This is a genomic window from Paenibacillus sp. SSG-1 (assembly GCF_002224835.1).
In the GTDB taxonomy this organism is placed as follows: Bacteria; Bacillota; Bacilli; order Paenibacillales; family Paenibacillaceae; genus Paenibacillus_AQ; species Paenibacillus_AQ favisporus.
In genome coordinates this window covers 3,630,308-3,650,117 of the sequence record NZ_MBRK01000001.1, presented here as the reverse complement: position 1 = coordinate 3,650,117, position 19,810 = coordinate 3,630,308, and the positions used below count along the sequence as shown (strand labels likewise).

Annotated in this window: 18 protein-coding genes; 14 read left to right on the top strand and 4 right to left on the bottom strand. The window is 54.6% G+C overall.

The window, feature by feature from the left end:
* The first annotated feature begins 318 nt into the window (after positions 1-318).
* The 7 genes from BCV73_RS16800 to BCV73_RS16770 all read left to right on the top strand — a co-directional run bounded on the left by BCV73_RS16800 (position 319) and on the right by BCV73_RS16770 (position 8,046).
* Positions 319-1,260, top strand: coding sequence for an ArsR/SmtB family transcription factor (locus BCV73_RS16800; RefSeq protein ID WP_076170998.1), 942 nt, complete (start codon positions 319-321; stop codon positions 1,258-1,260).
* A gap of 297 nt (positions 1,261-1,557) precedes the next feature.
* Entirely contained in the window at positions 1,558-2,913 is a 1,356-nt protein-coding gene (locus tag BCV73_RS16795) for an ABC transporter substrate-binding protein (protein ID WP_089547984.1), read from the top strand.
* Positions 2,914-2,995: 82 nt separating this feature from the next.
* Entirely contained in the window at positions 2,996-3,877 is an 882-nt protein-coding gene (locus BCV73_RS16790; protein WP_076171002.1) for a carbohydrate ABC transporter permease, read from the top strand.
* A 3-nt stretch (positions 3,878-3,880) separates the two neighbouring features.
* Positions 3,881-4,687, top strand: coding sequence for a carbohydrate ABC transporter permease (locus BCV73_RS16785; RefSeq protein WP_076171004.1), 807 nt, complete (start codon positions 3,881-3,883; stop codon positions 4,685-4,687).
* Entirely contained in the window at positions 4,684-5,703 is a 1,020-nt protein-coding gene (locus BCV73_RS16780; protein WP_089547983.1) for a hypothetical protein, read from the top strand. Before BCV73_RS16785 ends, BCV73_RS16780 begins: the two co-directional genes overlap by 4 nt.
* A 29-nt stretch (positions 5,704-5,732) precedes the next feature.
* Positions 5,733-7,484, top strand: coding sequence for a glycoside hydrolase family 2 protein (locus BCV73_RS16775; RefSeq protein WP_089547982.1), 1,752 nt, complete (start codon positions 5,733-5,735; stop codon positions 7,482-7,484).
* Positions 7,485-7,731: 247 nt separating this feature from the next.
* Positions 7,732-8,046, top strand: a complete 315-nt coding sequence (locus BCV73_RS16770) for a hypothetical protein (protein ID WP_076171010.1) — start codon at positions 7,732-7,734, stop codon at positions 8,044-8,046.
* A gap of 108 nt (positions 8,047-8,154) precedes the next feature.
* Here the strand turns inward: BCV73_RS16770 and BCV73_RS16765 are convergent, their stop codons facing one another.
* On the bottom strand, positions 8,155-8,799 hold the full coding sequence (locus tag BCV73_RS16765) for a cysteine hydrolase family protein (protein ID WP_089547981.1): 645 nt from the start codon (positions 8,797-8,799) through the stop codon (positions 8,155-8,157).
* A 209-nt stretch (positions 8,800-9,008) separates the two neighbouring features.
* Between BCV73_RS16765 and BCV73_RS16760 the strand changes: the two genes are divergently transcribed.
* Positions 9,009-9,977: a LysR family transcriptional regulator gene (locus BCV73_RS16760; RefSeq protein WP_179232020.1), complete on the top strand. Its 969-nt coding sequence runs from the start codon at positions 9,009-9,011 to the stop codon at positions 9,975-9,977.
* Positions 9,978-10,082: 105 nt separating this feature from the next.
* On the opposite strand, the gene BCV73_RS16755 is transcribed toward BCV73_RS16760, so the two are convergent.
* Both BCV73_RS16755 and BCV73_RS16750 read right to left on the bottom strand, forming a co-directional pair.
* Positions 10,083-10,340: a hypothetical protein gene (locus tag BCV73_RS16755; protein WP_089547979.1), complete on the bottom strand. Its 258-nt coding sequence runs from the start codon at positions 10,338-10,340 to the stop codon at positions 10,083-10,085.
* Between the two features lie 82 nt (positions 10,341-10,422).
* On the bottom strand, positions 10,423-11,817 hold the full coding sequence (locus BCV73_RS16750) for an amidase (RefSeq protein ID WP_089547978.1): 1,395 nt from the start codon (positions 11,815-11,817) through the stop codon (positions 10,423-10,425).
* A gap of 375 nt (positions 11,818-12,192) precedes the next feature.
* On the opposite strand from BCV73_RS16750, the gene BCV73_RS16745 reads away from it, so the two are divergent.
* Genes BCV73_RS16745 through BCV73_RS16720 form a run of 6 tightly spaced genes read left to right on the top strand, consistent with a single transcriptional unit; the run spans position 12,193 to position 18,687 of the window.
* Positions 12,193-13,170, top strand: a complete 978-nt coding sequence (locus BCV73_RS16745; RefSeq protein ID WP_089547977.1) for an ABC transporter ATP-binding protein — start codon at positions 12,193-12,195, stop codon at positions 13,168-13,170.
* A gap of 31 nt (positions 13,171-13,201) precedes the next feature.
* Positions 13,202-14,821, top strand: a complete 1,620-nt coding sequence (locus tag BCV73_RS16740) for an ABC transporter substrate-binding protein (protein ID WP_089547976.1) — start codon at positions 13,202-13,204, stop codon at positions 14,819-14,821.
* A 19-nt stretch (positions 14,822-14,840) separates the two neighbouring features.
* Positions 14,841-15,785, top strand: a complete 945-nt coding sequence (locus BCV73_RS16735) for an ABC transporter permease (protein ID WP_089547975.1) — start codon at positions 14,841-14,843, stop codon at positions 15,783-15,785.
* A gap of 14 nt (positions 15,786-15,799) precedes the next feature.
* A complete protein-coding gene (locus tag BCV73_RS16730) occupies positions 15,800-16,699 on the top strand; it encodes an ABC transporter permease (protein WP_089547974.1) in 900 nt (299 codons plus the stop codon).
* A 13-nt stretch (positions 16,700-16,712) separates the two neighbouring features.
* Positions 16,713-17,705 carry an ABC transporter ATP-binding protein gene (locus tag BCV73_RS16725; RefSeq protein WP_089547973.1) on the top strand — a complete coding sequence of 331 codons (993 nt, stop codon included), beginning with the start codon at positions 16,713-16,715 and terminating at the stop codon, positions 17,703-17,705.
* Positions 17,706-17,724: 19 nt separating this feature from the next.
* Entirely contained in the window at positions 17,725-18,687 is a 963-nt protein-coding gene (locus BCV73_RS16720; protein WP_089547972.1) for a carbon-nitrogen hydrolase family protein, read from the top strand.
* Positions 18,688-18,829: 142 nt separating this feature from the next.
* On the opposite strand, the gene BCV73_RS16715 is transcribed toward BCV73_RS16720, so the two are convergent.
* On the bottom strand, positions 18,830-19,768 hold the full coding sequence (locus tag BCV73_RS16715; RefSeq protein ID WP_076171032.1) for an aldo/keto reductase: 939 nt from the start codon (positions 19,766-19,768) through the stop codon (positions 18,830-18,832).
* Positions 19,769-19,810: the final 42 nt, after the last annotated feature.

Here is a 19,810-nt window from a genome sequence, read left to right as displayed (position 1 = left end):
ACGGTGTATTCCAGAATAGAATCTGGTAAACCGTATTCGATCTATCAATTTGGATTTTTTGGATTCAGTGATTGTATATGTCAATTCGATGAAGGAAACAGTCACAGTTAAGCCAATTTGTATCATCATTACGATGGGGACGCAGCCTTCTAAAAAGAAAAAAAATTCCGGATCGAAGGCTCCATTCTCTATCAGGAAACGGGATTCCCGGCTTTCCCTAATTCTTGTTTTCTTGCGAAGATCTTGCTTCTGCTGTCCCAAACAAGGTAAACTCAAACTTAGGCATAAAAAGAGCTGGAACAAGAAGGAAGGATTAGCATGTTGGATCTGAATGTGAATGAGCCGGATCAGCTGGTTCAGGTTGCTCATGCATTGTCCACCCGGGCGAGGGTGGATATGCTGAAACTGCTCTACACGCGGAGCATGAATATCATCGAAATTTCGGAAGCACTCAAGCTGCCGGTGTCGACAGTGGCGAACAACGTCAAAATTTTGGAGGCCGCCAAGCTGCTGACGACAGAGCTTCTGCCCGCGGCCCGGGGGGCGATGAAGGTATGCACCCGCAGTTATGATGACATCCATATCAGTCTCAACCCGGCGATCCAATCGACCAAGGAAAATTACGGCGTGTATGAGGTCGAGATTCCGATCGGATTGTACAGCGATTGCGAAGTATACCCGACCTGCGGCATGGCGAGCGGCACCGAAATGATCATCCGGGAAGACGAGCCGGCGAGCTTCTACCATCCGAAGCATATCGATGCACAGATCATCTGGTTCCGCAAAGGTTACTTGGAGTACATTTTGCCGCTGGAGCTTCCGCAAAACGTCAAAATCAAATCGCTTGAGCTGTCCATGGAAATCTGCTCGGAGGCGCCCAACTTCGATAACGATTGGCCCTCGGACATATCGGTCTGGGTGAACGGGCTTGAGATCGGGATGTGGACGAGTCCGGGGGATTTCGGGGACCGCCGCGGCAGGCTGAACCCCTCCTGGTGGCTCGATTGGACGACGCAGTACGGCCTCTTGAAAACGTGGCGGGTCGATGAGGACCGGACGACGCTGGATATGAAAAAGGTATCGGATGTAGGCATCAACGATCTTCAGCTGGAAGGGCGTCCGAATTTGCGCCTGCGAATCGGCGTGGATCCAAATGCGGTCCATAAAGGCGGGGTGAACATCTTTGGGCGGCAGTTCGGCGATTATGAGCAGGACATCAAGATGCGTATCCAATATGTTCCCCTCACGGACGAAGCGTAAAACCATTGTTACAACAAGTTTGTAACAATGGTTTTTTTGTTTCTGTTACGGGGCTTGTGGATTTTTATGGGAGAAGAGCGTGGTTAGGCAATTTCTTCTTGCTGATAAAGCGATGAAGCCCATTTGATATGCACGAGAATAGAAACAACTCAAAATTTTTATTACAAAAAAATGAAATGAATGCGTTGACAAAATAGAAGTTTAGCCGTAATATAGCCCCATAAGAACAATAAAGTTGTAATAAAACAATAACGTTGTTCTTTAGAACGACTACGGTGACGAAAATGGGGGGTACGTATGAGAAGAAAATTCAGCTTCATGTGGATCACATTACTGTCTCTGACCTTATTGCTCAGCGCCTGCGGCAGCGGTGGCAGCGGCAGCAGTGGCGGGGCGGACAGTGCAGGCGGGGACGCGTCCGGCGGTACTGGTGAAAGCGCTTCGACGGATACGGGCGGCGGCAGCGGCGAGAAAGTGAACCTTTCCTTCTGGACGCTGTTTGACGGCGGAGACGGTGATAACATGCAGGCGATGGTAGACCAGTTCAATAAAGAGCATCCCGATATTCAGGTGAAAAATACGAAGCTCGTCTGGGGCGAGTATTATACGAAGCTGATCACAGCGGTTGGCGCAGGCAACGGTCCGGATGTGGGCATCTCCCATATTTCCCGTCTTCCCGACCTGATCAATCAGGGGGTTGCAACTGAGCTGGACGATTCGGCAAAGGATGCCAACATCGACTGGAGCACGTTCAACCAGAACATTCTGGAAGCTTCCGTTTACGATGACAAGCATTATGCGGTTCCGATCGATACACATCCGTTTATTATGTACTACAATAAAAAGCTGCTTAAAGACGCAGGGCTGCTCGGCGAAGACGGCAAGCCGGTTCTGGAGCAATCTGGCGAGGGATTCATCAAGTTTTTGACAACGCTGAAAGAGAAGCTTCCGAAAGGCAAATATCCGTTTGCGCTCTCGAGCTCCAACGACGATCCATTCCGTTTCTGGTGGGCACTTTATTCGCAGCAGGGCGGCAATGACGTCGTATCCGACGACCTGAAATCAGCCGACATCGACAAAGAAAAAGCAGTAAAAGCCGCGGATTATATTAAGGACTTATACCATAAGTACAATTTCATCAAGCTGAACGACCCGGATTTCTATAAAACGTTCCAGAGCGGAAATGCGGCGATCATGATGACCGGCGTGTGGGCAACCGGAACGTGGGAGAAAACGAAAGGGCTGGAATTCGGGGCCATGCCGATCCCTAAAGTATTCGATCAGGAAGCGACATGGGGCGATTCGCATACGATCATTCTGCCGGCAACGAGCAATGAAGATCCGGAGAAGCGCAAAGCTGCACTGATTTTCGCCAACTGGATCGCCGACCACGGAGAAATCTGGGCGAAAGCGGGCCATATCCCTTCGAAGCCGGCCGTATTCGACAAGCCGGAATTCAAAGAGATGCCGTACCGGAGCGATTATGTCTCGGTGGCAAGCACCGTTAAATTCAACAAGCATTCCGACAAGAACTGGCAGATCCGCGATAACGCGCTCTTTAAATATTTGAACGAAGTTTGGTCCAACAAGATTTCGAGCTCGGATGCCGTTGACAAAATGCAGACCGAGATCGGTAAAGTTTTAAGCGAGTAACCATGAGGGTATGATCCATCAGACAGGTTTGGGGCGGCTGGCTCCAAGCCTGCCTGAGCGATGCGGGAGAGGAAGGTGAGTCATGAAGAAGCTTCGGATCGACTTGCAGGCACTGATTTTTTTACTGCCCTTTCTGATTGTGTATGTGTTGTTTACGATCTGGCCGATGATTAAGGGCGCGCAGATGAGCTTTTATAAATGGACCCTGATCCGGAAGATGAAATATGTCGGGTGGGACAATTTCCAGCGCATGTTTCATGACGACCAGTTCTGGGCTGCGGTATGGCATTCTACGATTTTCGTTTTTCTGACGACGCCGACCATGATCGTGCTGGCCATCGCGCTGGCACTTATCGCGAACCGGAAATCCAAGCTGCAGAAGCTGTACCGCAGTGCGTTTTTTCTGCCGAGCATTCTTTCGGTTTCGGTGGCATCGTATTTGGGGTTGTTTATGTTCCAGCCCTATACCGGCTTCATTAATGGGATTCTGCATGGACTCGGCATCCTGGCGGAAGGGAAAGAGATCTTCTGGCTCACTGAGCCGTCGCTGGCCTGGATTGCGGTCGCCGCTCTGACGCTGTGGTGGACGGTGGGGTTCAACTTTATTTTGTATCTGTCCGCCATGCAGGAAATCCCGGACGAAATTTATGAGGCGGCATCGCTGGACGGCGCGGCCAAAGGGCAGATGTTCTGGCGGATCACGCTGCCGATGATGAATTCGATCACACGGATGATTCTGATGCTGCAAATTATCGCTTCCTATAAAGTGTTCATGCAAATTTACATCATTACGGGCGGCGGACCGCTGGATTCGACAAGGCCGATCATCCAGTACATTTACCAGAGCGGTTTCAAAAAAAATGACCTGGGTTACGCGGCGACGATGTCCTATATGCTGTTTGCGATTTTGCTCGTATTGTCGATTATCCAGTATGTCGTTAACAACCGGAAGGAGGCGGCTTAAGGCATGAAATGGGTATACCGGATCGTTTCTGTCATCGCGGCATGCGTGTTTCTGATTCCGCTGGTCTGGATGCTGGTCGTATCGATCAAGCAGGAAGGGATGAAGGTCTCCGGTTTGTTCGACTGGTTTACGCCGCCATATTCTTTCGCGGTGTACGGACAAATTATCAGCGGCACTAAGCTGATGCAGTGGGTGTGGAACAGCTTCTTCGTCGCAGGCGTCGTCACGGTTCTGACCGTTCTAGTTGCGGCTATGGCGGCTTATGCGTTGTCCAAAATTCCTTTCCGGTTTAAAGCCATCATGTTCTTTTTCATTTTGGCGGGTCTTCTCGTTCCCGGCGAAGCAACCATCATTCCTCTGTATCAGGTCGCCAAGGACATGCATTTGCTGAATTCGTACCAGGGGCTGATCGTCACAGCGCTGGCTTCGCCGATGGCGGTAATCGTGCTTAAAGGATTTTTTGACGGCATCCCGAACGACCTGATTGAGAGCGTGCAGATGGATGGAGGCGGCGTGTGGAAAATATTCGCGGTGATCATGCTGCCGCTGACCCGGCCGGCGCTCGCGTCGATGGCGATTCTGACCTTTATCGGCTCTTGGAACAATTTCCTGTGGCCATTCCTGTCGCTGACAAACGACAAGCTGTTTACGCTGCCGATGGGAATTCCGACCTTGATGAGCCAGTACTCGGAGGATTACGTGAAGCCAATGGTTGTGAACACACTGTCGTCCATCCCGATCATTATTCTGTTTGTGATCTTTGAACGGCAAATCATCAAGGGGATCAGCCTGTCGGGGATTAAAGGGTGAGCGGCGTTGCCGTAGCCGGGATAGAGCCGAAGCGGCGCGAGCGTGCCATCGATCTGTTCAAAGGACTGCTGATTGTCGGAATGGTGTACTGCCACACGCTGCAATTTTTCAGCGATCCGGTCGTGTACCCGTCCATCAGCCGCTGGATCGATTTCTTCAACCTCATCACCTTCTCGGGGTTTGTGTTCAGCTTCGGGTATGTATCGCAGCTTGCTTATTATTCCAAGCCGTTTCGCAGCGCTTGCCCGCGGATGTTGGCAGCCGCGCTGAAAACACTGCTGGCCTTTTATGTATCCGGAACGGCGTTCAGGGTTTTCCATGACGGAGCGCCGCTCCAGTGGGACACGATTCGGCCGATCATGCTGCTGAAGGATATCCCGGGCTGGTCCGAGTTTCTGGTGTCGTTTACGTATTTGATGGTCCTCGGCTTGGTGCTGTTCGTTCCGCTGCGCTGGCTATCCGGGCGAAAGTGGCTTGGTTTTCTGGCGGCCGGTCTGCTGCTTGCAGGGACGCTGTTTCCTTATGGAGCGGTCCATGTTCCCCAGCTTGGGTTATTGGTCGGCACGAGGGATTTCGCCTCGTTTCCGCCTGTTCAATATTTTCCGTATTACCTGCTTGGGATCTTGTTCGCCAAATACCGGATTCGCTTCGACTGGCTCGTTCTCGCCGGATCGGTGCTTGCAACCGGACTGTTTGCGGCAAATTGGCGGTATGCCGGGGAGCTTCCCTCGCGGTTTCCGCCTTCGTTGTTCTGGATTATCGGTGCTGCCTTCATATTATATGTTTATTATTTGCTGGCCAGGGTATTGGAACGCATTCCGTACGCGTTTGGCTTTCTGGAGTCGATGGGGCGGAACGTGCTTTTGTATCTGGTGCTCAGCAATTTGTTGATTTTTACGGTAAAAAGCAGCCGGCCGGATCTTCTCGTCGGAAGCGGCGGTGGCTTGCTGTACGCGGCAGGATGGCTCGTCGTATGCGGATTTTGCAGCTGGATCGTTACCAAGCGTACGCCCTAAATGTGATTACTTCAAAGGAGTAGAGAGAAATGACAGAGATGCTGCGCGGCGAATATCCTCGCCCACAATTGGTTAGAGCGGATTGGCTCAACCTTAACGGAGTATGGAATTTTGAATTTGATGACGAAGCGGCCGGCGAGAGGGAAAAATGGTACGAGCATCCTTCCTTCTCGCGGACCATCCAGGTTCCGTTTTGCTATCAGAGCAAGCTGAGCGGAATCGGAGATCCTTCGTTCCATGATATCGTGTGGTACCATCGGACCTTTACGGTGCCAACAGCGTACCAAGGCAAGCGGCTGATTCTGCATTTCGGTGCCGTGGATTATGAATGCAAAGTATGGGTGAACGGCAGGCTCGCCGCTATTCACGAAGGCGGTCATACGCCGTTTGACGCGGATATTACGGACCTGCTTCAGGGAGCGGACAACTCGATCGTGGTCAAAGCCGTTGATTACAGCCGGGACGCGGCGCTTCCGCGGGGCAAGCAATACTGGGAAGAAACATCGGCCGGGATCTTCTATACAAGAACGACGGGGATTTGGCAGACGGTATGGATCGAACCTGTGCATGACCTCCATATCCGTAGGATTCGGCTGACGCCGGATATCGATACGAATGAAGTGTCCCTGCAGGCTTTCGTTCAGGGCTGGGACACCGGGGCCAAGCTTCAAGTAAAGTCGGTTATTTCTTTCGCGGGGCAAGTCGTTTCCGAAGATTCCTTTTCGGTGACGGGGAAAGACGAGATGCGCCGCATCCGCCTGCACGATTTTAACGATCATGGCTTGGGGCGCTGGTGGTCGCCTGAACGTCCAAATCTGTACGACTTGGAGCTGACCCTCTTAGTGGACGGAGAAGTGGTGGATACTGTCGCGAGTTACTTCGGCATGCGGAAAATTTCGATTGAGGACGGCGTCGTGCTGCTTAATAACCGCCCATATTATATGAAAATGGTGCTGGACCAGGGGTATTTTCCGGATGGCCTGCTGACCGCTCCTTCCGATGAAGCGCTGAAAAAAGACATTGAGCTGACGAAGGAAATGGGATTCAACGGCGCCCGAAAGCACCAAAAGATCGAAGACCCCCGTTACCTGTACTGGGCGGACCGTTTGGGCCTGCTTGTCTGGGGAGAAATGGCCAACGCGTTCCGGTTCACGGAAACCTATGCCGGGCAGATCACCCGGGAATGGCTGCAGGCGGTGGAGCGGGATTATAATCATCCCTGCATCGTGGCCTGGGTTCCGCTCAATGAAAGCTGGGGCGTAACGAATATTTTGGTGAGCCCTGCCGAGCAGCAGCATGCGCTGGCGCTGTATCACATGACTAAATCGCTGGACATGTCACGTCCGGTCATCTCTAACGACGGCTGGGAACTGGTGAAGACCGATCTGGTTACCATTCATGATTACGAATGGCGCAAAGAAGTGCTGGCGGACCGCTATTCGACCGTGGAGCAGGCGCTTCAGGCAAAACCGGGCAACCGCTGGATTCTGGTGCCGGGGTATCCTTATGAAGGACAGCCGCTGCTGCTTACCGAATTCGGCGGAATCTCATTCCAGAAGGGGAACCAGGAAGGATGGGGTTACTCCGGAGCGTCGAATGAGGAAGATTTCGAACGGCGCCTGGCCGACGTGGTTCAGGGCGCTCTCGCTTCGCCCGTGCTTCAAGGCTTCTGCTATACGCAGCTGACGGACGTCGAACAGGAAATTAACGGCTTGCTGACGTACGACCGGCAGCCCAAGATTCCGCTGGAGAAGATCCGTGAGATTGTGCAGGGACGTTGATACAGCTTTTAAAATAGAGTGGCTAATATGTAAATAAAGAGTGAAGAAGGCCCCGTTTCGGGGCTTTCTTTTTTTGTAAATGGTGGCATCGCCTAGTTAATCGGTATAAAGACTGTTATAATACAAAAGACAAAGATATGATTGATCAGGATAAAGTGGGCCCTTTCTTTGTTTAGAACCATCGCGTGACCAATGGAACTCAGGGTCCGAACAAAACCATGGTGATACAGGAAAAGGGGAATGAGAAATGGAAATGAAGCTGATTTTTACAAACAAAGGAAAAAATGCCATCGGGAACTTCGAAAACGAGGAGCTGATCGAAGTGTTCACGAGGTACAGTAAGACATTGATGAAAAAGTACGATCTTGTCGTGTCGGTTCCCTCTGAAGATAATCGCGACATTACGGCCGACGGTACCATCAATGTACATCTGAACGACGTCAAATGCGATGTTCAAACGTTTTTCAAGGAACTGGCCAGAGATGTGAAGGTTCCGTTAAAGAAACGGCTGGACGCCGGCGAGACGCTGGATGGCGTGTTTAAGGCGGAGCTGGTCAAATAAGGCATTAGAATAATCGTTAATGAAGAAAAGGGAGCCGGCGGGCTCCCTTTTTTTTGATGATCGAGCGAAAACCACACAAATAACAGCTTAACCTTTTAGAGCGGATATTCATCCGTTCACGGCTGCAGCGCCGGCTGTTAATTCCGACCAGACTTCCTTCACGTCTCCGGCATTCATGATTTTTCCGAAGTACTGCCCAATGTTCGATAGGGTCATTTCGTGGGCCTCGGCAGAGGAACCGGCGCAGGCGTCCTCGACGAGCGTCACGTTATAGTCGAGCATGAATGCGTCCCTGGCGGTCGACTCCACGCATACGTTCGTGAGGACGCCGGTCAGGACAACAGATTTGCACCCCAGAGAGCGCAGTATCAAATCGAGGTTGGTGCCGATAAATGCGCTGTATCGGTGCTTTTCCACCACATAATCGCCCTCCTTGGGCTCCAGCCCGTACAGCTCCGTGCCCCAGCTTCCCTTCTCGACGATCCGAAGCGGGTTGCCGCTGGCCGTATGCTGCAGCTCCCATGCCTGGGAGGTAGTGCCCGAATCCAACGTCATTTGCACGTAGATGACCGGCACACCGCTTGCCCTCGCTTGACCGGTAAGGTCATGGATGGGCGGCACACAGGCCTGGAACGCCGGGATATCGACGACTCCCGCGCGGCCGCAGGCCCCGTTTTCGTGGCAAAAATCGTTTTGCATGTCGATGATGATTAGGGCGGTATCCTCCGGATGAAGCCATGCATGGGTACTCAAATGATATCCCTCCAAAATAAATATTGTTGTGTTTATGTCAAACAATATAACATTAAATCCACAATTACAGGATATTGCACTTTTTTATACCCTGAATTACAAGAAATATGATATAAATAGGATAATATATGTTATTTATTCTTACACAATCGGAAATTCCTCCGACCTGCTGATCGGTAAAACCAATTTTTATGGAAGGTGGGGATGGAATGGATCTGGAGGGTCTGCATTCATTTGCAACGATCGCCAAGGAAAAGAGCATTTCCAAGGCTGCCCAGACGCTGCATGTCACCCAGCCGACGCTTAGCGCGAGAATACGCAAGCTGGAGGAGGGGATGGGAGTCAAGCTGCTGGACCGGGGGTGGGACGGAGTGAAGCTGACGCAGGAAGGGCATTATTTTCTGTATTATGCGATCCAAATGGTAAGCCAGTTCAACAATGCCTCCGCGATGCTGAACAAAGCAGACCTGCTGAAGTTCGATCGTTCCCTTGCCGAAGTGACCCGCATGGACCGGATGGTGATCGGCGTTGACACCGGACTGTCCAGCAGGTTCGTGTACCCTCTGGTTGCCGAATTGCAGCGCATTCGCCCCGATCTGAAGTGCAAGTATGTTTCCCGTTCGTCCATGCTGCTCATTGATCTGATCGAGTACGGGGTCATCGATATCGGGCTGTTTTATGATGTGAAGGAATGCCGCCATTTGCAGCCGGTGCATCTTCTGGACGACGAATGGGTGCTGCTGTGTTCGGAAGAAGCCTACCGGGGCGTGATCCGCAGGGATGATGACCTTATCGACGTGCTCAAGCATGACATGTTCGTGCTGTTCGAAAATCCGATCGCCACTTACGTGAATGTATGGGAGGTGCTGTCCAGACTGTTTGGGTCCACGCCCGACAAGTTCCAAATCGTGGACAGCAGCGATATGATGCTGGGGGTCGTGGCCAACGGCCAGGGATACACGTTCGTACCTAAATGCTACGTCCCTGAGCTGTACCTGGAGGCTTATCCCATCCGAATGATCCCTTTTGGTTCCATGCTGCCGGCTCTGCCGGTATACATGGCATACTCGGAAACCGTCCAGCTCGACGTGCCGATCGGCGAATTGCAGCGCAGGCTGCTTGCCAGATACAAGCCGGGCGCAGGGCACACCGCCGCTTCCGGCGGTTTGAATGGATAAGGAGACAAATACAAAATAGGAGCACCCTCCTGGATGAAATGAGCCGGGAGGGTGCTTTTTGGCCTGTGCGGATTCAGACGATGAAGTCGATCGGGCACGGATTCATCATGATGCGGGTACAGCGGGTGCAGCTGTCATATCGTTTCTGAACATCGGCTGAATGACGGGCTCGATACCCTGGACATCGATGTCATACAAAGTGCCAAGAAGCGAAAGGAGCGGAATGGCGGCAGATGCTGCCGCTTCTATACGCTCTTTGGCCATCGGGATGCCGATGATCGCTGCCTGCAGAACCTCGGCGGTGCTTTCTTCCGCATCCCTTTCTTTTCGGGTAGTGGTTGTTAGCTTGTATTCGTTATCCATGGTATTCCTCCTCTGGTATGGTATGTAGCGGGCTGATTCGTCTGTCCACTGATCAGGTGATGTACGGAAACCGGTTTTTCGACTAGTCCAGCTCCGGATGATGGAAATGCCAATCGGTGCTTTGTTCATACGCGTGGCCGATGCCGAGCAGTTCCGCTTCGGCAAACGGTTTGCCGATGAGCTGCATGCTGATCGGCATCCCTGCAGCCGAAAAGCCGCAGGGCATGGCGAGGCTCGGCAGGCCGGTTACGTTCGTCGGCATGGTCAGTTCGGCGAAGCGCATGCTGATTTCGACGTCGTGGATGCCGGGCGCAGTTGCCGGGAGGGTCGGTGTAAGCAGGACGTCGGCTGCAGACAGCGCCTGCATATACTCCTGCTGCAGGAGCCGGCGCGCCCGCTGTGCCTGCAAATAGTGGACGGCCGGGATCAGGCGGGCGCCTTCGATCATTCCCCGGACATCCGGTCCGTACTGCTCCGGCTGTTCCCGGTACCACTTCTCGTGAATGGAGGCGACCTCACCCATACAAATGCCGTTGCCGATTGCGCTGACACGGCTTAGGAGCGGGATCTCCACTTCAATGACATTCGCTCCAAGCAGCTTGAACTGTCCCATGGCTGCCTGGAGGGCGGCCTCCACCTCCGGATCAATGCCGTCGTAGTAAAAGGACGAGGGAATCCCGATGGTAATGCCGTGCAGATCGCCGCGCAGCATGCCGGTGAAATCCGGGACCGATACGTCGGCCGACGTATCGTCCAGCGGGTCATACCCCGCCATAGCCTGAAGGCAGATGGCGGCGTCTTGGGTCGAGCGGGTCAGCGGGCCGGCGTGGTCCAGCGACCACGACAGCGGAAAAATGCCATGGCGGCTGACCCTGCCGTATGTCGGCTTCAGGCCGACGATGCCGCAGGCTGCTGCGGGAATGCGGACTGAGCCGCCGGTGTCCGTGCCTGTGCCCATGTAGGCAAGTCCGGCCGCTACGGCCGATCCCGAGCCACCGCTTGAGCCGCCCGGCGATTTCTCCAGGTTCCACGGATTGCGGCAGGGACCGAAATGAGGGCTGTTCGTCAGCGTCCCGGCCGCAAACTCATGGGTCTGCACTTTGCCGAGCAGGACCGCGCCTGCTTCTCCCAGCTTACGGACGACGGTGGCATCCGTATCCGGCACGAATGTTTCGAGGATTTTGGAGCCGACAGCCGTCCGGATTCCCTGGGTATTGTAAATATCTTTGTGAGCGATAGGAATTCCGTGAAGCGGACCTCTGTACTCTCCTTTCATGATTTCAACTTCGGCCGCTTTGGCCTGGGCGAGCGCGAGATCGGCCGTAACCGTTACGTACGCATTCAGCCGGGGATTGAGCGTTTCAATCCGTTCGAGAAGCATCTGCGTAATTTCGACGGGTGAAATGCGGCGGCTGCGGATCCGTTCCGATAAACCGGCGATCGTATCATACAGCAGCTCCTGATGCAGGGTGGTCATAGATAACATCTCCTTTGCGAAAAAAATTGTGGATGAGTACTCTACCTCTCGAATGACTTGAACAAATGGATTCTTTAAGGATATCCGCCCATAGTTGATTTACCTTCAACATGTGTCATTTCTATGGAAGAATGATGGTCCTTGAACGCAAAAATCCAATCGTTTTTTGTATATAGGGAGGTAATTGTTAAGAAACATAACATATTTTCGCCGAAAAGGGGCTGAAACAAGGTATAGAATGTTTCGATATCCTAACATTACAGAATTTATGTTAGTATTTATCACACAAACAGCATTCCTGGCATGCTACAACAAAACCGATTGATTAAAGGCCGGGAAGATCCATTTTTCTGAAGCTGCGAAGGAGGGAATATGATGTCAAATCTTTTGGAAATTGACAGCCTTGTCACCTCATTTTCGACCAAGAAAGGGATGGTGGATGCCGTCAGGGGAGTCACCCTGCGGGTCAAAAAAGGCAAGACGACGGTTATTCTCGGGGAATCGGGTTCGGGGAAGAGCGTCATGCTCCGTTCCATACTGCGGCTGACGCAGCGCGGTTCTAATGTTGCCGGCAGCGTCCGGCTCGAAGGAGAAGACTTGCTGGGCAAATCGCCGAAAGAAATGGTGGCGATCCGCGGGAACCGGGTGGCGATGATATTCCAGGACGCCCTCTCGGCGCTCGACCCGCTGTACAGGGTCGGCGACCAGCTGAAGGAAACGATCAGGGCGCACCATAAGGTGGGGAGAAGGGAAGCGAAGGATAGGGTCATCGAGCTGTTCCGTAAGGTCGGCATTCCTTCGCCGGAAGAAAGGGTGCGTGCCTACCCGCACGAGATGAGCGGCGGCATGCGGCAGAGGGCGGTCATTGCGATGGCGCTCGGCTGCCGTCCCGATCTGCTTCTTGCCGATGAACCGACCACCGCCCTGGACGTTACCATTCAGGCGCAAATCCTCCGGCTGTTCAAGGAGCTTCAGGCCGAGTTCGGAATGTCGATCGTGCTGGTCACCCATGATATCGGCGTGGCCGCCGAAATGGCCGACGAGGTCGCCGTCATGTATGCCGGCAAAATCGTCGAGTATGGATCGGCGGAGGAGGTTCTGACCAGACCGATGCATCCCTACACAGCCGGGCTGATTGCTGCTACGCCTCAGAGCAAGCAAACGGGAAGGCTGTCCACCATCCCAGGACAGCCGCCGCTCATTACGGAAATGCCGCCGGGATGCGCTTTTGCACAGCGCTGTCCTTATGCCGAGAGCCGGTGCACGGAGAGTGTCCCGGATTACGTAAGCGCGGGACGATCGCAGCAGGCGGCCTGCTTCCAGCTTGCCGGCCGGGAAAGATACGCCCAATAAAAAATAATGGAACCCTGTGGAGGTGCCGGAGATGAAACCATACTCAAGCTTGAAAAAAACGTACGCCATCACTCTACTGCTGCTTATCCTGTGCCTCTCAATGGTTCTTAGCGGGTGCGGCAGAGGCGGAGCGGCCGCCGAAGGCTCGGCGGCGAAAGAGACTTTGGTGATTGCCATGTCCGCCGCGAACATCCCGGTACCGGACACAATGCCGACCGAAGGTTACGAAGGGATGCGTTTTGTCGGGTATCAGCTGTACGACGCGCTGGTGAAATGGGATTTGACGCAGGGCGGCAAGCCGGCCGAACTCACGGGCGGCCTGGCCGAATCGTGGGAACATTCGAACAGCGATCCGACCGAGTGGACCTTTCATCTGCGCCAAGGGGTTGAGTTCCATGACGGAACGCCGTTTAATGCGGATTCGGTCATCTTTGCCCTCGACCGTCTGTTGAAGCCGGATTCCCCGTATTACGATGCAAAAATTGCCGGTTCCACCGGCAGCTCGCTTCGTTTTATCACGAAGTACGCCAAGGCTGACGAAAACACGGTTCGAATCTATACCAACGGACCATACAGCTTTCTGCTGTACGACTTGGCCAGCATCCTGATACCAAGCCCGGAAGCGGTCAAGAAGTATGGCGGGGATTATGCGAATCATCCCACCGGAACAGGGCCCTTCAAATTCGTGAGCATGAAGCAGGGGCAGGAATTGGTTATGGATAAGAACGACAAGTACTGGGGCACGGTCCCGAAACTGGAACGGGTGGTGCTCCGGCCGATCAGCGATCCGTCCGCCCGGCTCGCGGCTATTCAGTCCGGGGAGGTCAACTGGGCCGAGATTCCGCCAACCGAATCGATTGAGCAGCTGAAAAGCATGGGATTCCAGGTGCTGACCAATACGTACCCGCACATTTGGCCGTATGTCCTGAACACGGCCGATGGCCCATGGAAAGACAAAAAGGTGCGGCAGGCGGCGAATTACGCCATCGACCGGGAGGGCATGAGCGCCGACTTGCTGGGTGGCGCCTCCATCCCGGCGACGCAGCTGATGTACAAAGGGCATGCTTGGTACAGTTCCGATGCGGAGCCGTATGCCTATGACCCGGACAAAGCCAAGAAGCTGCTGGCGGAAGCGGGTTATCCCAATGGCTTCTCAACCACCTTCCTGGTCCCGACAAGCGGATCCGGCAACATGTGGCCGGTGCAGATGAACGAATTCGTTCAGAAGGACCTGAAGGCGGTGGGGATCGACGTGAAAATCGAATCTATCGAGTGGCAGTCGCTGCTGACCCAGTATCTTCAAGGGTTCCCCAAAGACAAGGAAGTGGGCGCAATAAATATTTCCCTGCCGACCATCGCCCCGAACTCCTTCCCGAACTTCTTCTCGTCGGCGGCTCTGTTTCCGAAAGGCTTAAATATCGGCGGATACTCCAATCCGGAGCTGGATCGGATATTGAACGAGGCGCAGACCAGCTTCGACGCCGGTAAGCGGGATGTGCTGCTGAAGCAGGCCTCGGCGATCATTGCGGAGGACGCCCCTTGGATCTTCGTCGTGCATGACCTGAACTTGAGGGTGCTCGCGCCGGATATTCACGGCTTTGTTCAGCCTCAGTCCTGGTTTGCGGATCTGACGGGCATCTCCATCGAGTAAAAAAGGGGGGTATACGCGCATGGTTGCTTTTATCAGTAAACGTCTGCTTCTGTTCATCCCCACGCTGTTTGGCGTATCCGTCATCGTGTTTCTGATGCTCCAAATGGTCCCCGGCGATCCCGTCAACACGATCGTTTCTGCGGATGCGACCGAGGAAGAGCGGATGCGGGTAACACGCGAGCTTGGGCTCGACAAGCCGATTTATGTGCAGTTCATCTATTGGCTCGTCCATATGTTTCAAGGGGATATGGGAACCTCTATCATTAAGCGGCTGCCGGTCAGCGAACTGCTGCTCCCGGCTGTAGGAAATACGCTGCTGCTGGCGGCGGCTTCCGCCGTCGTATCGTTCGGCCTCGGCCTGGCCATCGGCGTTTACAGCGCATACCGTCCCAAATCGTGGGCGGCTTCCCTGTTCAACGTGCTGGGACTCGCGGGAATCGGCATGCCGAATTTCTGGGCCGCGCTGATTCTGATCGGGATATTCTCCGTCAGTCTCGGCTGGCTCCCTTCCTCCGGGATGCAGAGTATCGGGGGTGGAGGGCTGCTGGATACCTTCAGACACCTGATCCTCCCGACGATTGCGGCTTCCCTGACGACGCTTGGCGTTATGACCCGGATGGTGCGCAGTACGATCGCGGGTTTGCTCCAGCAGGACTTCGTATTCGCACTGCAGGCCAAAGGTGCGCCGGCAGGCAAAGTGCTGCGCCATGTGCTCAAGAACGGCATGCCGACCATTTTGACGGTGGCCGGGCTCCAATTCGGCTATTTGATCGGCGGCTCCGTCCTGGTGGAAACGGTCTTTGCCTGGCCCGGCATCGGCCAGTTGATCTACCAGGCGATCGGGCAGCGGGACTTTCCCATCGTCCAATCGGGCGTTCTTGTGGTAGCTGTCGCTTTTGTTCTCATCAATCTGGCAGTCGACTCACTGCATGCGGTTCTTGATCCAAGAGTAAGGCATTCTTGAAAGGAGTGGGCAGCATGGCTACCAATGTTCAATCCATTGTTCCCGATGCGGCTTCGGCCGCTAGTTTGCCAAAACAGCCCTCGCAGGCTGCCGAACGATGGCGGGCGTTCTGCAGGCGGAGAGCGGCGCTGGTCGCGCTGGTCATTCTCGCCGCGATCGTCCTCGCCTGCATCGCCGCCCCGTGGCTGTCCCCGTATGATCCTTACGCGGGTAACGTCAAAGAGAGGCTTCTCCCTGTCGGGTCGGCGGGACATCTTCTTGGCACGGATGAACAAGGCAGGGATTTGCTCACCCGGATCTTGTACGGGGGGCGGCTGAGCCTGCTGTCAGGCATCGTCCCGGTCCTCATCGCCGTTATCCTAGGAGGCGGGCTTGGAATCATTGCCGGATATTTTAAAGGAATCGTCAACACGCTCATCATGCGCACGCTGGATATTTTGTTCTCGTTCCCGGCGATTCTGCTGGCCATCGGCATCTCCGCTTCGCTCGGTCCGGGCATCAGCAACATCATGATCTCGGCGACGATCGTCTTCATTCCGCCGATTGCCCGCATTGCCGAAACGGCCGTGAAGGAGGTGAAGAAGGAGGAGTATATCGAAGCCGCGCTGTCCAGCGGGGCCGGAACGGGGCTCATCATCCGTTTTCATGTTCTAAACAACATTTTTTCCCGACTGTTTGTCTACAGCACGACCCAGATCGGCATCTGCCTCATGCTCGCGTCCGGTCTGAGCTTTCTGGGACTCGGCGTATCGCCGCCGACGCCGGAGTGGGGATTTATGCTCAACAATTTGAAACAAGTCATATTTATTGAGCCCATCGTTACGATCGTCCCAGGCATCTTTATATTCGTCACATCGCTTGCGCTCAACATCGTATCCGACGCCTTGTCGGATGTACTGGACAGCAAAGGTTAAGGAGGGATAACAGATGGAGCACATTCTTGAAGTGACCGATGTCAGCAAGACCTTTCCTCTGCGGGGGATGTTCGGACAGAGCAAGGGAGGGGTGTCCGCCGTCAACGGGGTATCCTTCACGCTGAAATCCAAGGGTACGCTCGGCATCGTGGGCGAGTCCGGATGCGGAAAGTCTACTTTGGCCCGGCTGATCATGAGGCTGATTGAGCCTGACCAAGGGCAGGTCCGATACAAGAACGAGGATTTGCTGAAGCTCGGCGGTTCCGATTTGAAGAAAATGAGGAAACGGATTCAAATGGTGTTTCAAAATCCTTATTCTTCGCTGAATCCGAAGCTGACCATTCTGGACAATGTGGCGTTCCCGCTGTGGGCGAATGGAACCGGGCGGGCTGCCGCCAGTACGCAGGCATACCGTTATTTGGATGCGGTAGGCTTGCCCAAATCCTATGCCGCGAAGTATCCGCATCATTTAAGCGGCGGGCAGAGGCAGCGCGTGGCCATTGCCAGGGCGCTTGTGCTCGAACCGGACATCGTCATTGCCGACGAGGCGGTGTCGGCGCTGGACAAATCGGTGCAGGCCCAGGTGCTGAACCTGTTTCAAGATCTGAAAAAGGAGTTCGACCTGTCGCTGATCTTTATTTCCCACGATCTGCACGTGGTGGAATATATGAGCGACGATGTCATGGTGATGTATTTGGGCGGCGTCGTGGAGAAGGGGCCGAAGGAAGAAGTTTTCGCGAATCCACGGCATCCTTACACGCAGGCGCTTCTTAAGTCGGTGCCCTCGGTGGACCTGGCCGTTCGCAAGGCGCCGGAAACCGTGCTGCTGAAGGGTGACCTCCCGAGTCCGCTGAATCCGCCGTCCGGCTGCCGCTTCCGGACGCGTTGCATGTTCGCCGAAGCGCGCTGCGCACAGAATGTGCCGGCTCTCGTTGAGGTAGGTGAGGGTCATCACGCGGCGTGCTTGCTGGTACACGAAGGAATGGCGGCCGTTCAAAATTTGTAGAAGGGTGTGTGAATATACGATGACAAATCCAAAGTTCGGCTCTAGCGAGGTTCAGGACATCGTTACTGTAGCTGCGATAAATTTTCATCCCAAATGGGGGGACAAGGCGGATAATTTGAAGCGCATGAAAGGCTGTGTGCGAACGGCGGCGAAGCAGGGCGCGGATTTGATATTGTTCCCGGAAACCGCGCTAACCGGTTACGGTGTCAAGGATGACGACCCTGAAATGCAGAGGCAGAATGCCGAAACGGTGCCCGGCGAATCGACGCTGGCCCTTGCCGAGCTGTCCAAGGAATACGGTGTGTATGTCGTGCTTGGGATGCCGGAGCGGGATGCGGCGGACCCGGATATTATCTACAATTCCGCGGCCGTGATCGGTCCGGAAGGCGTAATCGGCGCCTACCGCAAAATCCATCCGGCAGCCAAGGAGTCACTGTGGGCGACAAAGGGCAGCGAGCCGCTCATGTTCGACACGCCATGGGGACCGGTGGGGGTCGGCATCTGTTACGATTCCTACTGCTTCCCTGAACTGGTCCGGTATTATACCGCGCTTGGTTCGCGGATATATTTAAATCCGACGGCGATCCACAATGTGGAGGGATGGCAGGACCTGTATTACACGACGCTCAAATCGAGATCGCTGGAGAACGGCACGTTTATCGTCAGCTCGAACCTTGTCGGCCAGGATTACGATTCGTATTTTCCCGGCGGCAGCATGATCGTTGGTCCTGCAAGCCACATCGGCTCGGAATACAAGGGGGCGCCGGTCGAGGACAAGGAGGCGGTCGTGCTGGCGACCCTCGATTTGAGCCAGGCGGGAGGCCGGCTCCCGTTGTTTGAGCACAATTCGCTGACCGGTGTGCCGGACTGGAGGCCTGACATATACCTGCACATGCTGAGCGGCATAACCCGGAACGGCAAGTGGGCCGGCAGCTCGGAAAATAAGCTGCTCCGTAAGCCGCAGGCCGCCGTCATCGTGTAAACTCGTCTGCCGATAACGAACAAAAGCCGCCCTCTGCCTGGTCTGTTAGACTAGGGAGAAGGCGGCTTGTTGTTATGCTTGACATGCTCGTCGTCGGAACGACTTGGATGCCGCGGAACGCAGCTTACCGCTGCTGCATAGCTTAGCGTTCGTCCGAAGTCAGGTCCAGCCAGTCGAGCTCCGCACGGCTTAGCTGAATCCGGGAGCCCTCATCGCAGGAACGCAGCTCTTCAGCTGACTGGGCGCCGATCAGGGCGCAGGTCGGGAACGGCTGGTTCAGCACGTAAGCGAGGGCGATTTGGATGGCGGTCACGCCGCGCTCCGCGCCGAGCTGCTTCGCACGCTCCAGGCGCTCCCAGTTGGCGTCGCTGTAGAACACGCGGACCAGGTCGGCGTTGTCGCGGACTTCCGGCGTAAACCGGCCGGTAAAGAAGCCTCTTGCCTGGGAAGACCAGGAGAAGAGCGGAAACTGCTCGGCTTCATGCCAGGCGCAGGTTTCGGCATCGGCCGAGACGCAGCCTTTCCAGAACGGCTCGTTCGGCTTGGCAAGGCTGAGGTTCGGGCTGCTGAAGGTAAAGCCGGTCAAGCCTTTCTCGGCCGCGTAATCGTTGGCTTCCTTGATCCGCTGCCACGTCCAGTTGGAACAGCCGATGGCGCCGACGGTACCTGACTTGACATATTCGTTCAAAATTTCGATCACTTCGCCGGCAGGCACGTTCGGATCGTCCCGGTGCAGCGCGTACAAATCGATAAAATCGGTTTGCAGCCGCTTCAGGCTGGTCGTAATATCGTGCCGGATGGCTTCCTTGTTGACGCGCGGACCGTTCTGGTCGTGATGGGCACCCTTGGTCAGGATAACGATCTGATCCCGGTTGCCGCGCTCCTTCATGTAACGGCCCAGCACTTCTTCGCTTTCGCCGCCGCAGTAGATGTGGGCGGAGTCGACGGAATTGCCGCCGATGGCCAGATACGCGTCCATGTTGGCAGCGGCTTTATCGTACGAATTGTGGAAAAAGTAGTCCGTGCCTTTCATCAAACGGGAAACCTTTTTATCCAGACCTTTGACGGAAATGTATTCCATGGATAATACCCTCCTAAGCTATTGTGGTTTTTTTATGGCTCG